16 protein-coding genes are annotated in these 13,797 nt (G+C 67.5%); 8 read left to right on the top strand and 8 right to left on the bottom strand.

Features of this window, described 5'->3' with window-relative positions:
* Positions 1–132: 132 nt before the first annotated feature.
* Both JWN21_RS01050 and JWN21_RS01045 read right to left on the bottom strand, forming a co-directional pair.
* Positions 133–405, bottom strand: a complete 273-nt coding sequence (locus tag JWN21_RS01050; RefSeq protein ID WP_299645540.1) for a DUF3297 family protein — start codon at positions 403–405, stop codon at positions 133–135.
* A 96-nt stretch (positions 406–501) separates the two neighbouring features.
* Positions 502–879, bottom strand: a complete 378-nt coding sequence (locus JWN21_RS01045; protein ID WP_299645539.1) for a hypothetical protein — start codon at positions 877–879, stop codon at positions 502–504.
* A 132-nt stretch (positions 880–1,011) separates the two neighbouring features.
* Here JWN21_RS01045 and JWN21_RS01040 point away from each other — a divergent pair, with 132 nt between their 5' ends.
* Entirely contained in the window at positions 1,012–1,410 is a 399-nt protein-coding gene (locus tag JWN21_RS01040; protein WP_299645589.1) for an EVE domain-containing protein, read from the top strand.
* A 150-nt stretch (positions 1,411–1,560) separates the two neighbouring features.
* Positions 1,561–2,157, top strand: a complete 597-nt coding sequence (locus tag JWN21_RS01035) for a L,D-transpeptidase family protein (RefSeq protein WP_299645538.1) — start codon at positions 1,561–1,563, stop codon at positions 2,155–2,157.
* Positions 2,158–2,173: 16 nt separating this feature from the next.
* Here JWN21_RS01035 and JWN21_RS01030 read toward each other — a convergent pair whose 3' ends face one another.
* The 3 genes from JWN21_RS01030 to JWN21_RS01020 all read right to left on the bottom strand — a co-directional run bounded on the left by JWN21_RS01030 (position 2,174) and on the right by JWN21_RS01020 (position 5,249).
* Positions 2,174–2,377 carry a hypothetical protein gene (locus tag JWN21_RS01030; protein ID WP_299645537.1) on the bottom strand — a complete coding sequence of 68 codons (204 nt, stop codon included), beginning with the start codon at positions 2,375–2,377 and terminating at the stop codon, positions 2,174–2,176.
* Between the two features lie 342 nt (positions 2,378–2,719).
* A complete protein-coding gene (gene typA / locus JWN21_RS01025; protein ID WP_299645536.1) occupies positions 2,720–4,555 on the bottom strand; it encodes a translational GTPase TypA in 1,836 nt (611 codons plus the stop codon).
* A 145-nt stretch (positions 4,556–4,700) separates the two neighbouring features.
* Complete coding sequence (locus JWN21_RS01020; protein WP_299645535.1) at positions 4,701–5,249, bottom strand: DUF4142 domain-containing protein; 549 nt, start codon at positions 5,247–5,249, stop codon at positions 4,701–4,703.
* A gap of 185 nt (positions 5,250–5,434) precedes the next feature.
* On the opposite strand from JWN21_RS01020, the gene JWN21_RS01015 reads away from it, so the two are divergent.
* From JWN21_RS01015 to JWN21_RS01005, 3 genes are all read left to right on the top strand, one after another.
* Complete coding sequence (locus tag JWN21_RS01015; protein WP_299645534.1) at positions 5,435–6,646, top strand: toxic anion resistance protein; 1,212 nt, start codon at positions 5,435–5,437, stop codon at positions 6,644–6,646.
* A 3-nt stretch (positions 6,647–6,649) separates the two neighbouring features.
* Complete coding sequence (locus tag JWN21_RS01010) at positions 6,650–7,369, top strand: hypothetical protein (RefSeq protein WP_299645533.1); 720 nt, start codon at positions 6,650–6,652, stop codon at positions 7,367–7,369.
* Positions 7,370–7,448: 79 nt separating this feature from the next.
* Positions 7,449–8,657, top strand: coding sequence for a vanadium-dependent haloperoxidase (locus JWN21_RS01005; RefSeq protein WP_299645532.1), 1,209 nt, complete (start codon positions 7,449–7,451; stop codon positions 8,655–8,657).
* Here the strand turns inward: JWN21_RS01005 and JWN21_RS01000 are convergent.
* From JWN21_RS01000 to ubiA, 3 genes are read right to left on the bottom strand one after another with little or no spacing between them, the layout of a single operon-like run.
* Positions 8,654–9,439, bottom strand: a complete 786-nt coding sequence (locus JWN21_RS01000) for a 3'(2'),5'-bisphosphate nucleotidase CysQ (RefSeq protein ID WP_299645531.1) — start codon at positions 9,437–9,439, stop codon at positions 8,654–8,656. The two genes, JWN21_RS01005 and JWN21_RS01000, sit on opposite strands and share 4 nt — an antisense overlap.
* On the bottom strand, positions 9,426–10,781 hold the full coding sequence (locus JWN21_RS00995; RefSeq protein ID WP_299645530.1) for a TldD/PmbA family protein: 1,356 nt from the start codon (positions 10,779–10,781) through the stop codon (positions 9,426–9,428). The genes JWN21_RS01000 and JWN21_RS00995 overlap by 14 nt, the downstream gene beginning before the upstream one ends.
* Positions 10,782–10,813: 32 nt before the next feature.
* On the bottom strand, positions 10,814–11,719 hold the full coding sequence (gene ubiA / locus JWN21_RS00990) for a 4-hydroxybenzoate octaprenyltransferase (RefSeq protein ID WP_299645529.1): 906 nt from the start codon (positions 11,717–11,719) through the stop codon (positions 10,814–10,816).
* A gap of 110 nt (positions 11,720–11,829) precedes the next feature.
* On the opposite strand from ubiA, the gene JWN21_RS00985 reads away from it, so the two are divergent.
* The 3 genes from JWN21_RS00985 to JWN21_RS00975 form a co-directional block, all read left to right on the top strand.
* Positions 11,830–11,994 (top strand): hypothetical protein, encoded by a 165-nt coding sequence (locus JWN21_RS00985; protein ID WP_299645528.1) that lies wholly within the window; start codon positions 11,830–11,832, stop codon positions 11,992–11,994.
* Positions 11,994–12,740, top strand: a complete 747-nt coding sequence (locus JWN21_RS00980; RefSeq protein WP_299645527.1) for a 16S rRNA (uracil(1498)-N(3))-methyltransferase — start codon at positions 11,994–11,996, stop codon at positions 12,738–12,740. Before JWN21_RS00985 ends, JWN21_RS00980 begins: the two co-directional genes overlap by 1 nt.
* A gap of 416 nt (positions 12,741–13,156) precedes the next feature.
* Positions 13,157–13,797 (top strand): glutamate-cysteine ligase family protein (locus tag JWN21_RS00975; RefSeq protein WP_299645526.1); only part of this gene is annotated, 641 nt, incomplete at its 3' end.

The raw sequence follows: 13,797 nt of genomic DNA, 5'->3' as shown, positions 1-13,797 counted from the left end.
GGCATGTTGCACGCCATGAAATTGGCCGCGATCAGCTTCGCGCTGACCGCCACGGTTATTTCCCTTACCGCGCCCGTTCGCGCCGATCGGGTGAGCGACGTTCGGCCGCAGAGCGCGTAGCCGAACCCTTGATCAGTCCTCCAGCGGTTCGCCCTCCGGACCCGCTGCGGGCCGCTCGAACCATGCCTCGACCGGGCCGGAGAGCTTGATCGTCAACGGCCGCCCCTGCCGGTCGACCTTCTTGCCCAGTGCGACGCGAATCCAGCCCTCGGGCAAGCTATACTCTTCCACGTCCTTGCGTTCGGCACCCTTGAAGCGGATGCCGATGCCGCGCTCCAACGCTTCCTGGTTGAAAAAGGGGCTGCGCGGGTCGGAGGACAGATGGTCCGGAGGCGTGTCGGTCATTGCCGGCTCTTAGCCGCGCTCGCGCCGCCACGGCCACAAAAAAGCGGCGCGAGGATCGCTCCCCGCGCCGCCCTCATGCCTTAAGCGCAGATCGGCTTATTGGCAGATCCGCACGCGAACGCGACGTCCGACATACGGGTCATAGCGCCGCTCGGTCCAGCACCGCTGCTGATAGTCGTGCTGATTGTAGTAGCTGTACGGCTGCTGGTAATAGTTGTTGTAGCTGTTGTTGTAATAGCCGCGCGGTCCGCCATTGTAATAACCGCGATCGTAGTACCCACCGCGATTGCCGCTGGATGCGATCGCCGCGCCGAGGCCCAAGCCGATGATGCCACCGACGATTGCGGCACCCGCCGCGTCACCGCCGCGATGGCGACGATCGCGATAATATTGCGCTTCGGCGGGCGCCACCGCCACTAGCGTGCTCACCGCCAGGGCACCGCCCAGTACCGCCTTCTTGATCAGTCCCGTCATGATGACCTCCTACTCGTTACACTCGGTCGAGGACTAAAGAACGGACATCGCCGCGACCTTGTTGCATGCTCTGCCCGATTCGCGCTGAACGGGCGTGGAATGAGACGTTAAGCTACTGTTTAGGAGGCGGACCTGGCCTTTTGGCTATTGAAGAGCGAACCGGCCTCGTACGGCTGGACCGACCTGGTCCGCGACGGCGGCACCGAATGGGATGGCGTCCGCAACCCAGCCGCCGCGAAGCACCTGCGCGAGATGGCGGTGGGTGACGAGGCACTGATCTATCATAGCGGACCGCAGAAGGCGGCGGTGGGCGTCGTGCGGATCGTGCGGGGCGCGCAACCCGATGGTGACGATGGCCGCTGGGTCTCGGTCCGGATCGAACCGGGTGCTCCCCTGCCCCGCCCGGTCACATTGGCGACGATGAAAGCAACGCCCGCGCTCGCCGACATGGTCGTGCTGCGTCAGTCGCGATTGTCGGTCTCGCCGGTCGGCGATGCGCAATGGGCGGTCATCATGAAGCTCGCCCGATGACTGCCACCCGGCTGATGGGCGAATTGATCGACACCTCGCCCGATCTCTTGGACGAGCAAGATCCTCGGTCGCGCGATCTTAACCGCCAGGCGTTAGGCTTGCGCGATGAACTCGCTCTCCCTCCCTCGCCTTCTCGCGATAGCCGTGCTGGTGATAGGCGCCGGCTTAGGCATTCTGGCGTTCGCCAACCGGACAGTGCCCCCTGCAACGGTCGTGGTGGCGGTGCCCGAGCCGGTTCGCATGGCTACGGTGTCCCGCCCCGCGCCCAAGCCATCGCCCACGCCGGCGCCGCTGGTCGTCAGAAGCGTGCTGCCGATTTCTGGTCCACTGAAATTCGGCGAGCACCATTGGGACGAAACGCGAGGGGTCACGGGACCTTTGATCATCACCGTCGATCTTGAGGCGCAGGTGCTGTCCGTGTTTCGTGACGGGCACGAGATCGGCGCGACCGCGATCCTGTACGGCGATAACGACAAGCCAACACCGCTCGGGCATTTCCCGATCACGGAGAAGGACGCGGTTCACGTCTCCAGCATCTACGGCTCGCCCATGCCCTACATGCTACGGCTGACCAACGACGGCATCTCCGTTCATGGCGCGGAAGTCGAGTGGGGCTATGCCACGCACGGCTGCATCGGCGTGCCAGTCGCCTTTGCGAAGAAGCTGTTTGGGGTGGTAAAGCTGGGCGATGTGGTGATCATCACGCGCGGCAAGACGCTAACGATGGGGCAGCCGATCACGGCCTGACAGGCGACTCCACCACCTACGCGGCCACGCCGCCCGCTTTCTCGCGCACCAGCCTCACCACCGGCTCCGTACCACGAGTGATTACCACCTTGTGGCCGCCGAGCACCTGCTCGATGAGGTCGTCTAGGTAAGTTTTCGCCTCGTCTTCGCTAACACTGATGTAGGCGGCTCGCTTCCGGCGACCCGCACGCTTGCGCTCGTGCGGGTCGAGGATCGGCATGCGCAGACGGACCGACTTGAACGTCTCCTCAACCCTCTCGTATCGCTTCTTCCATCAATGCACGAAGGCGATAAAATCCCCGCGATACCTTGATGACCGACGGATCATCCCGAGAGTGTAAACGTCGCTCCACGAATGCTGTTGCGAGGTGTATCGGGACTGACCTCACGAATCCGGCTAAGCACGACGCTCTAACGCAATCCACCCGGCTCCGACCCGAGCAATGCTTTCGCCTCGTTCCTAATCTGCGCCTGCGTGAGCGGCCTTCGTGATTTCACCCGAGACCCTAGGAATCGAGCATTGCACGGGATGGCGCTCTAGAGAAAGCGCCTGATCCCTTGCTCAGGCCGCCTGCTTCTGCCGCCCCGCCTTCTTGCGCTCGTGCGGGTCCAGGAAGCGCTTGCGCAGGCGGATCGACTTGGGCGTCACCTCGACCATCTCGTCGTCGTCGATATAGGCGATCGCCTGTTCCAGCGTCAGCTTCTTGGGCGGGGTCAGCCGGATCGCGTCGTCCTTGCCTCCGCTCGCGCGGAAGTTCGTCAGCTGCTTGGCCTTCATCGGATTGACCTCAAGGTCGTCCGTCTTGGCATTCTCGCCGATGATGATGCCCTCGTACAGCGGGTCGCCGGGCGCCACCATCAGGATGCCGCGCTCCTCCAGGAAGCCGAGCGCATAGGCGTTGGCCTCGCCGCTGCCGTTGGAGATCAGCACGCCGTTCTTGCGGCCCTCGATCTGGCCCTTGTGCGGCCCGTATTTCTCGAAGAGCCGGTTCATGATCCCGGTGCCGCGCGTGTCGGACAGGAACTCGCCGTGATAGCCGATCATGCCGCGGCTGGGCGCGGAGAAGGTGATGCGCGTCTTGTTGCCGCCCGACGGCCGCATGTCCGTCAGCTCGGCCTTGCGGATCGCCATCTTCTCGACGACCGTGCCCGAATACTCCTCGTCGACGTCGATGATGACGGTCTCGTACGGCTCGGTCTTCTTGCCGTCCTCGTCCTCGCCGAACAGCACGCGGGGACGGCTGATGCCGAGCTCGAAGCCCTCGCGGCGCATCGTCTCGATCAGTACGCCCAGCTGCAGCTCGCCACGGCCCGCGACCTCGTAGCTGTCACGGTCGGCGGCTTCGGTCACCTTGATCGCGACGTTGGACTCGGCCTCGCGGAACAGGCGATCGCGGATCATGCGGCTCGTCACCTTGCTGCCCTCGCGCCCGGCCATCGGGCTGTCGTTGACGGCAAAGCGCATCGACAGCGTCGGCGGGTCGATCGGCTGGGCATGGAGCGGATCGGTGACACTGGGGTCGCAGATCGTGTTCGACACCGTCGTGGTCGCCAGGCCCGCGATCGAGATGATGTCGCCCGCGCTCGCCTCGTCCACCGGCACGCGCTCCAGCCCGCGAAACGCCATGATCTTGGACGCGCGGCCGGTCTCGACGATCTTGCCGTCGTTATCGAGCGCATGGATCGGCATGTTGGTCTTGACCGAACCCGAGAACACCAGCCCTGTCAGGATGCGACCCAGGAAATTGTCGCGATCGAGCAGCGTCACCAGGAACTTGAACGGGCCGTCGGGATCCGCGCTGGGCGGCGGCACGTGGTTGACGATCGTCTCGAACATCGGCGTCAGCGTGCCCTCGCGGGCATCGGGATCGGTCGAGGCATAGCCGTTGCGCCCGGATGCGTAGAGCACCGGGAAGTCGAGCTGCTCGTCGGACGCCTCCAGGCTGACGAACAGGTCGAACACCTCGTCCAGCACTTCCTGGATGCGCGCGTCGCTGCGATCGACCTTGTTAACGACGACGATCGGCCGCAGCCCCAGCGCCAGCGCCTTGCCCGTCACGAACTTGGTCTGCGGCATCGCGCCCTCTGCCGAGTCGACCAGGAGGATCACGCCGTCGACCATCGACAGGATGCGCTCCACCTCGCCACCAAAGTCGGCGTGGCCGGGCGTGTCGACGATGTTGATGCGGGTGTCGCCGTTGGTCCCGTGCCACTCGACCGAGGTGCACTTGGCCAGGATCGTGATCCCGCGCTCCTTTTCCAGGTCGTTCGAATCCATCGCACGCTCTTCGATGCGCTGGTTGTCGCGGAACGTGCCGGACTGGCGAAAGAGCTGGTCGACGAGCGTGGTCTTGCCGTGATCGACGTGGGCGATGATCGCCACGTTGCGGAGGTTCATGGGTTTTCCTGGGCTGGGGCGGGCGATCCCGCGGCGTTTCGTCGGCGCGCATAGACGAAATGGTGCGATGCGGGAAGAGCAGGCACGCGAACGGGCGCGGAACCTCTCGATTCCGCGCCCTTCAAGCTGGCCTAGTCGCGACCTCTTACATGCGCGACATGTTGTGGCCGGGCATGCCGTTCATCATCCTTTGCGCGTCGGTCAGGTGCTTGCGCACGACCGGCACCGCCGTACGCGCCGTCGCCCGCAGCGGGGCGGCGTCGCCATTGGCAGCGTAGCTGCTGTGCAGATCCAGAGCCGCCTGATGCGCGGGCACCTGCTGGCCGAAGTAAACGCGGTCGAAGTCGGCGGGCGACGCGGCGTTCAACTCCGCCAGCGACGGCGCGGCGCGCGGGTCGAGCATCGGCGCCGGCGGTGCGAGCCGGGCGCGCATCGCCGCCCTCGTCGTCGCGGCCGTGGTCTTGTTGTGATGCTGGATCAGCATGGCCGCGTAACGCCGCGTCCGCGCATTGGGCGACTTCTTCACGGCGATGCGGCTCGACTGGATTTCGTACTGATCGGACATGCCCGCGGCCATGACATAGGGCATGGCGCTGGTCCTCGCCTCGGGCGGAGGAGGCGGTGGAGGGGTCTGGGCCAATCCGGGAGCGGCGAAAGCGAGCGCTAGCGCTGCGCCGGCGAACTTGATCTGCATCAATGTTTCCTTTTAATAGAGTGGGTTACCGGCCGAACAACCCGCGATTTGATCGCTTCGTTCCACCCGATGACGGCCACTCGGCAAAAAGGGTCGCACTTACCGTCTTACCTTTACAACACACTTTGCGATCGGTTCGCCAAGCCCTAAGGTGGCGCCGATTACGAGCTGGAGCTGGACACGAGATGGCGACCACCACCGAGACGCTGACCGCCGAACCGACGCTGACGCTGACCCCGCCCGATCCCGTGCCCGTCGTTCAGGCGACGAAGGCGGCGGGGCTGGTGCCGGTGTCGTCGGACGCCAAGACGAAGCTGGACGAGCGTGTCGACCAGTTTGTCAGCGAGCTGATCGCGCAGGACGTCAACAGCCCGGAATTCGGCCGCCGCGTCGATGCGATCACCGCGATGGGGCAAAAGGAGATCCGCGACGCCGCGGGCCAGTCCAACCGCTTCCTCGACCGCCCGATCCGCGCGATGGATCAGGAAGGCGGCGTCGGCAAGGACCTGGCCCAGTTGCGCCGGGTGGTGGAAGACCTCGATCCCGGCAAGAAGGGCAACCTCACCGCGCCGCAGAAGCTGTTCGGGATCATCCCGTTCGGCAACAAGATGCGCAATTATTTCGACACCTACAAATCGAGCCAGACGCACATCAGCTCGATCCTGAAGGGCCTCGCCTCCGGCAAGGACGAGCTGTTGATGGACAATGCCGCCATCGACACCGAACGCGCGAACCTGTGGGCCTCGATGGGCAAGCTGGAACAGATGATCCACCTGTCCAAGACGATGGATCAGCGGCTGGAGGACAAGGCGCTCGAACTCGACGCGACCGACCCCGCCAAGGCCAAGGCGATCCGCGAGACGGCACTGTTCTACACCCGCCAGCGCACGCAGGACCTGCTGACGCAGATGGCGGTGACGGTGCAGGGCTATCTGGCGCTCGATTTGGTCAAGAAGAACAATGTCGAGCTGGTGAAGGGCGTCGACCGCGCGTCGACGACGACCGTCTCGGCGCTGCGCACCGCCGTCACCGTCGCGTCGGCGCTGACCAACCAGAAGCTGGTGCTGGAGCAGATCACGCAGCTCAACACCACGACTGCGAACATCATCGACTCGACCGGCAAGCTGCTCAAGGACAACACCGCGCGCATCCACGAGCAGGCGGCGTCGGCGACGATTCCGCTGGAGACGCTGCAGCGCGCGTTCCAGAACATCTACGACACGATGGACGCGATCGACACGTTCAAATTGAAGGCGCTCGACTCGATGAAGGTGACCGTCACGTCGTTGGGCGCGGAGGTGGAGAAGTCTAAGGGCTATATCGCCCGCGCGGAAGGTGCGGCGCAAGGCAAGGTTGGCGGACCGTCCCCCGCGCAGTTCCAGCTCGAGGCGGTTTAAGCGGTGAGCGACGTCGACGACCAGATCGCCCGCGCGCGCGCCTCGATGGAGCGGATCGCGGGCGATTACGGCCAGCAGGTGCGGGTTCACCGCAAGCGCATCGCGCGCAAGGCGACCGGCGTCGGCAGGCGGCTGGCGCTGATCGCGGCTGCGGATGCGGCGATCCTTATCGCCGCCGCGATCTTGGGCGGTGTGATCGGCGGCTTGGGGGTGCTCGGGTTTTTGGCGGTGATGATGCTGCTGGTCGCGGTAACGCTGGCCATCGCGCTGGCGCCGGCCGCGAGGCCGCCGACCGAGGAGAAGCTCCGCCAGACCGACCTCAAGACCCTCCCCGCGCAGACCGAACGCTGGCTGGAGGCACAGCGCCCCGCCCTCCCCGCCCCCGCGGTGCGGCTGGTCGACAGCATCAGTCAGCGGCTGGAGCAGCTCTCCCCGCAACTCGCGCGCGTCGATGACGAGACCGACGCCGCCTACGAAGTCCGTAAGCTGGTCGGCGAACAACTGCCCGCGTTCATCAAGGATTACGAGCGCGTCCCCGCGAACCTGCGCACGGTGGAACGCAACGGGCGCACCCCCGACGCGGAACTGGTCGACGGCCTGAAACTGATCGAACGCGGCATCGGGGACATGACGGAGCGCCTCGCGGCGGCGGACCTGGATCAGCTGCAGACCAGGGGCCGATATCTGGAGATGAAGTACCGCGATGACGCCGGCCATTCCTGACCCTATGGATGTCGCTTCCGTCCAATAACCCGGGGCTTGAGGCCGATAATCTCGCGTCGCGACGGGCGGGACATGGGACATGGAAATCAGGCTGTTGGCGGCGGCGGCCGCGCTGTTGGCGAGCGCGCCGGTACGGGCTGATGTGGTGATCGACTGGGCCGAGTACGCCGTCAAGCTGGAGCCGGGCGCGGGCGACGCGCCGGAGGCGGGGCTCGCCAGCTCCAAGATGGCAATCGCGATGTTCGAGGCCGCCAACGCGATCGACCACCGCTACGCCAGCTTTCTGGGCATGGCTGCGGCCAGGCGCGGAGCATCGCTGGATGCCGCCGTGATCGCGGCCGCGCGCGACGCGCTGGTCGGCTGCTACCCCGACAAGAAGGCCCGCATCGTCGAGAACGCCGCCTTTGCGATCGCGGCGCTGCCGGATTCGGCTGAGAGCAAATCCGCCGGCGAGGCGGTGGGCGCGGCCGCTGCCGTACTCGCGCTCACCCATGTCGGGCTGGACACCACGGTGATCCAGAAGGCCTATCGCCCGTTCACGCGCCCCGGCACCTGGGTCGGCGCGTCGCTGCCGGTGTTCGAACCCTACAACCAGGCGCTGAAGCCCTGGGTGATCGGCCGAATCGACGCGGTACGGCCCGGCCCGCCGCCGGCGCTCGCGTCCGACCGCTATGCCAGCCACCTGAACGAGGTGAAGCGGCTGGGCGGCAGGCAGTCCACCGAGCGCACCGCGCATCAGACGCTGATGGCGCGGTATCGCATCACGCCCAATCTGATGCCGATGATGCGCTACATCGCCGACATGCCGGGTCGGAGCACCGTGCAGAACGCGCGCATGCTCGCGCGGCAGTGGATCGCCGAATATGACGAAAGACTGGCGATGGTGGACGCCAAGATGCACTATAATTTCTGGCGGCCGATCACCGCGATCCGCAACGCGGAGGATGACGGCAATCCGGCGACCGTGCCCGATCCGGGCTGGCTGCCGTTCATCAACACGCCCAACCATCCCGAATATCCGTGCGGACATTGCGGCTACGCAGCGGTCGCGGCGACGATGCTCGCAGCCGAGGTCGGTGACGCTCCGCCGGGCGGTGTGGTGGTCGCGTCAGAGTCGATCCCGGATGCGGTCGTGATGCGCATGCCCACCTTCGACGACTGGGTGCGGCAGGTCAGCCTATCACGCACGCTTGGCGGTGTGCATTACCGGTTTTCAAACGAAGCCGGCGAGGAGATTGGTCGTGCGGTCGCTACGCGCGTGCTGAAGATCATGCGACCGTTGCGCTAGACCACGCTCGCCAACCGTCCTGCTCGCTCCGCCAGGTGCGCCACCGCCGCGCGGTGCAGGCCCGGAGCACTTGCGAGTACCCCGAACGCCTGCGGTCTCGGCTTGTTGAACTGGAGCGGCAGGCCCAACGCGTCCGTCACCCGCGCGCCGGCTTCGCTCGCGATCAACGCGGCGGCGGCGATGTCCCATTCCGCGCCCCAGCGGAGTGTCGCGACGAGGTCGGCCTGATCGGCGGCGACCATGGCGATGCGAAGCGCGATGGAGTTGGGTTGGGTGACGCAAGCGAACAGCCGATCCGCCTTGGGGAGGGCCACGGCGGGAATGCGTGCGCCGTCGAGCTGCGTGCGGTCGCTCGCGTGCAGCCGCTCGTCGCCCCGCCACGCCCCCTGCCCGACGCCTGCCCGCCACACCTCGCCGCGCGCGGTCGCGTCGAGCACGCCCAGCACCGCGCGCCCGTCCTCCACCAGCGCGACCGAAACGCACCAGCCGTCGCGGCCCTGCATATAGGCGCGCGTGCCGTCGATCGGGTCGACCACCCACACGCGCCGCTTCGCGAGCCGGTCGGGCGCGTCGGCAGTCTCCTCCGACAGCCAGCCGGCCTCGGGCAACAGCGCGGTCAGCCGCTCGTGCAGCAGGGCATCGACGGCGAGATCGACCTCGCTTACCGGCGAGCCGTCCGCCTTGGTGCCGCGCCCGTAATCGCCCCGCCACCGCCCCAGCGCCAGCGCGCCGGCCTCGGCGCAGATCGCCGTCACCGCGTCGAGCAGGTCACCCGCTGGCAATGGTCATCCCGTCGACGCGGATCGTCGGCACGTTGATGCCGTAGCGGAACTGGAGGTCATTGGCGGGTGTGAGCGCGCGATACATCTCCAGCAGATTGCCCGCGATCGTGAACTCCGACACCGGCCCGGCGATCTCGCCGCGCACGATGCGAAACCCTGCCGCGCCGCGGCTGTAGTCGCCGGTCGTGCCGTTGACGCCCATCCCGATCAGCTCGGTGACGTAGACCCCGTCGGCGATGTCGGCGAGCAGCGTCGCGACCGGCTCGCGACCGGGGGCCATGTACAGGTTCGACGTCGACACGCCCGGTGCGCCGTTGACGCCGCGCGCGGCATGACCGGTTGGCGACAGGCCCAGCTGACGTGCGGACGCGGTCTCGAGCAGCCACGTCTCCAGCACGCCCTCGCTGACGATCGCCATCGGCGACACCGGCAGCCCCTCGCCATCGAAGGGGCGCGAGCGCAGGCCGTGCGGGCGGTGCGGGTCGTCCTGTACGCTGACGCCGGCCGCGAACACCGCCGTGCCGAGCGCGTCGAGCAGGAAGCTGGTCTTGCGCGCGATCGCGCCGCCGGTGATCGCGCCGATCAGATGGCCGAGCAGCGACGCGCCGACGCGCGGGTCGAACACGACCGGCATCGGCCCGCTCGCTACCTTGGCCGGATTCAGGCGCGCCACGGCGCGTGCGCCCGCTCGCGCGCCGATATCGGCGGGGGCGTCGAGATGGTGGCGGCGGCGCGCGGCGTGGTGCGCATAGTCGCGCTCCATGCCCGCGCCTTCGCCCGCCAGCACGCTCGCCGACAGGCCGTAGCCGGTGGTGGCATAGGCGTGCGCGAAGCCGGTCGACGTCGCCAGCGCCCAGACCCCGCGCGATGCCGACGCGCCGCCGCCTTCGGAGTTGGTGACGCCCGGCACGGCGCGCGCGGCGTCCTCCGCCTCGAGCGCCAGCAGTTTCAGCTCGGCGGGCTCGGCCGCGCCGCTCCCATTTGCCAGATCGTCGAGGTCGAGCTGCGGCGGATCGCCGTGCAGCAGCCGGTCGGCGGGAGCGAGGCCGGCCCACGGATCTTCGGGTGCCTCGCGCGCCATCGCCACCGCGCGCGCGATCAATGCGTCGGTGCCGATATCGAGGTCGGCGGTCGACACGCTCGCCGAGCGCTGGCCGACGAAAACGCGCAGGCCAAGCTCGTGGCCTTCGGAGCGGCCGACATCCTCCAGCTTGCCGAGGCGCACCGAGACGTCGAGCGAGGCATCGGCGGCGAACACCGCATCGGCGGCATCGGCGCCGGCGCGGATGGCCCGGGCGACGAGATCGGCGGCGCGATCACGCGCCTGGTCGGGGGTCAGCATCGAGGCGACTTAGGCTCGCGACGCTCCGCGCGCTAGGTCCCCACCACCACGCACGCCAGCATCACCAGCAGCCCGATGAAGCGGTTCGACCGGAACCTATGCAGCGCGTTGCCGTCCTCCTGGGGTCGCAGCGTCGCCGCCTGCCACAGCAGGTGCCAGGCGGCCGGCACCAGCGCCACAGGTGCCAAGGGATCAGCGCGGATCTGCCACAGCGCTCCGGCCCACAGCGCCAGTGCCATTACATAGAACAGCGCCACGCCGAGGCGCACATGCCGCCCCATGCGCAACGCCGACGACCGCACGCCGACCAGCGCGTCGTCCTCGCGATCCTGCAGCGCGTAGATCGTGTCATAGCCGATCACCCACGCCACCGAGCCCGCGTAGAGCAGAGCGGCGGCGAGCGCGAAGCCGCCCGTCACCTCGACCCAGCCGACCAGTGCGCCCCACGAGAACACCAGCCCCAGCCACGCCTGCGGCCACCAGGTAACCCGCTTCATGAATGGATAGGCGGCGACCAGCGCCAGGCTCACCACCGCCACGGCGGCGGCGGTCGGGCGCAGCTGCAGCAGCACGACCAGCCCGACTAGGCTCAGCGCGGCGAGCCAGACCCAAGCCGCGCGCACCGACACCAGCCCGCTCGGGATCGGCCGCGCCCGCGTCCGCGCCACCTGCGCGTCGAGATCGCGGTCGACGATGTCGTTATAGACGCACCCCGCACCGCGCATGGCGATGCTGCCGAGCAGCAGCCACGCCAGCAGCTGCCACCGCTCGAAGGCTCCCCCCGCCAGCGCCACGCCCCAGGCGCACGGCCAGAACAGCAGCCACCAGCCTATGGGACGATCGAACCGGGCAAGCAGGGCGAGTCCGCGCAGCTTGTCGGGCAGCAGGCCGATCATGCCGGGGTGTTCGGTGTCGGGAACGGTCGGTGTGTCTGTCATGCCGGGCATCTAGACTCCTCCGTCATTCCCGCGAAGGCGGGAATGACGGGGATGCTGGCATCGGCGGCGGGCAAACGCTACCCGCGCTGCATGGCTATGGTTGCACTGGAATGATCGGCCTGTCGGTCGCGGTCGGCCGTTTCATCGAGGCGCTGTTCTGGGCGATCCTGCGCGTCGCGGGCACCGTTGCGGTCGCGGCGGTCGCGGCGGCGCTGGTCCTGACCGTCATTTTCATCCTGATCCGCCGCTGGCGGCGCAAGCGAAGGCGCGTCTGATGGTCGCCACGCCCGCCTGGCCGCCGCAGTCGACGCCCCGGCTGTTCGTCGACCACGCGCTGACGCCCGGTCCGCTGTCGCTGAACGGACCGCCCGCGCATTATCTGGCGCAGGTGATGCGGCTGAAGGTCGGCGATCCCGTGAAATTGTTCGACGACCGCACCGGCGAATGGCTCGCCACCGTCGCGAGCGTCGGCAAGCGCGACCTGACCCTCAACGTGACCGAGTTGTTGCGCCCCCGCGAAACCGTCCCCGACCTGTGGCTATGCGCCGCGCCGTTGAAGAAGGGCCGCGTCGACTGGCTGGCGGAAAAGGCGTGCGAGCTGGGCGTCGCGCGGCTCGTGCCGGTGGTGACGCGCCGCACGGTGGTGGACAAGCCCAACGCCGACCGCCTCCGCGCGCACCTGATCGAAGCGGCCGAGCAATGCGGCCGCACCACGCTGACACAGCTGGCCGAGCCGGTGAAGCTCCCCGCGCTGCTCCGCGATTGGCCGGCGGAACGGGCGTTGTTCTTCGCCGACGAGACCGGCGGAGTCCCCGCGTTCGACGCGATGCGCGCGCATGCGGGTCCGGCTGCGGTGCTGATCGGGCCGGAAGGCGGATTCGACGACGAAGAACGCGCGGCGATCCGCGCGCTGCCGCAGGCGATCGGCATCAGCCTCGGCCCGCGCATCCTGCGCGCTGACACGGCGGCGGCGGCGGCGGTCAGCCTGTGGATGGCCGCGGCGGGCGACTGGCGCACGTGAATGACCGCAATTGGTAGTTAGCGGACGTTCCGTGCCCGTCGAGCGGGCCGTACCTTCCAAAAGAACCAAATCGTATGCGCGACGCAGATCACTGCGAGCCAGAAGATCATGGGCCGCATATCAACCGGCCCCACAAGCCCACTACCGACGAAGGTCAATGCCGCAAAAATGCTCGCGGATACCGCGAAGGCAACAGCATTCGACCCGAGCGAACGAGGCAAGATGGCCAGCGGCCCAAGGCACACTGGGACCACCGTTGCTGCCACTATAACAAACCCGACTAGCCGTTCCATCACAGGATCGTATCGGCCCGAAGGAATGTCCGCTACTGGGCGTTAGCCGCCATTCCCACTCGTCCTCTCCGATCCTCACCACCCCCCTAGCCCGCCCCCGCGCCCGCGCGTAAGGCGCGGCGCATGACGACGAAAACCGTTGCAAAGCCGAACTCGCCGATCATCGAGTCGCGCGACCAGCTGATCGCCAGTTTCGCGCGCGGCGAAAAGCCGGCGGAGCGCTGGCGGATCGGCACCGAGCATGAGAAGTTCGTCTACAAGCAGGCCGATCACCACGCGCCAAGCTACGACGAGCCCGGCGGCATTCGCGACCTGCTGATGGCGCTGACCGAGTTCGGCTGGACGCCGGTGCTCGAGGACGGAAAGGTCATCGCGCTGTCCGGCGCGGACGGGTCGGTCAGCCTTGAGCCGGCCGGGCAGATCGAGCTGTCGGGCGCGCCGCTCGAAAACCTGCACGAGACATGCGCCGAGACCGGCCGGCACCTCGATCAGGTCAAGGCGGTGGGCGACCGGCTCGGCCTCGGCTTCCTGGGTCTCGGCATGTGGCCCGACAAGACCCGCGCCGAGCTGCCGGTGATGCCCAAGGGCCGCTACGTCATCATGCGCAACCACATGCCGCGGGTCGGCAGTCTTGGCCTCGACATGATGCTTCGGACCTGCACGGTGCAGGTCAATCTCGACTATTCGTCCGAAGCCGACATGGCGAAGAAGTTTCGCGTCGGCCTCGCGCTGCAACCGCTCGCCACCGCGCTGTTCGCCAATTC

This window comes from Sphingomonas bacterium, from assembly GCF_028292945.1.
Lineage (GTDB): Bacteria > Pseudomonadota > Alphaproteobacteria > Sphingomonadales > Sphingomonadaceae > Sphingomonas.
The sequence above is the reverse complement of the archived record's forward strand: the minus strand, read 5'-3'. Positions and strand labels throughout refer to the sequence as shown.

Coding starts and splice junctions, on each gene's coding strand:
- JWN21_RS00985 (WP_299645528.1), top strand. CDS start 11,830: ATGATCGGCCTGTCGGTCGCGGTCGGCCGTTTCATCGAGGCGCTGTTC.
- JWN21_RS01030 (WP_299645537.1), bottom strand. CDS start 2,377: ATGCCGATCCTCGACCCGCACGAGCGCAAGCGTGCGGGTCGCCGGAAG.
- JWN21_RS01020 (WP_299645535.1), bottom strand. CDS start 5,249: ATGCAGATCAAGTTCGCCGGCGCAGCGCTAGCGCTCGCTTTCGCCGCT.
- typA (WP_299645536.1), bottom strand. CDS start 4,555: ATGAACCTCCGCAACGTGGCGATCATCGCCCACGTCGATCACGGCAAG.
- JWN21_RS00980 (WP_299645527.1), top strand. CDS start 11,994: ATGGTCGCCACGCCCGCCTGGCCGCCGCAGTCGACGCCCCGGCTGTTC.
- JWN21_RS00995 (WP_299645530.1), bottom strand. CDS start 10,781: ATGCTGACCCCCGACCAGGCGCGTGATCGCGCCGCCGATCTCGTCGCC.
- JWN21_RS01050 (WP_299645540.1), bottom strand. CDS start 405: ATGACCGACACGCCTCCGGACCATCTGTCCTCCGACCCGCGCAGCCCC.
- JWN21_RS01045 (WP_299645539.1), bottom strand. CDS start 879: ATGACGGGACTGATCAAGAAGGCGGTACTGGGCGGTGCCCTGGCGGTG.
- ubiA (WP_299645529.1), bottom strand. CDS start 11,719: ATGACAGACACACCGACCGTTCCCGACACCGAACACCCCGGCATGATC.
- JWN21_RS01005 (WP_299645532.1), top strand. CDS start 7,449: ATGGAAATCAGGCTGTTGGCGGCGGCGGCCGCGCTGTTGGCGAGCGCG.
- JWN21_RS01015 (WP_299645534.1), top strand. CDS start 5,435: ATGGCGACCACCACCGAGACGCTGACCGCCGAACCGACGCTGACGCTG.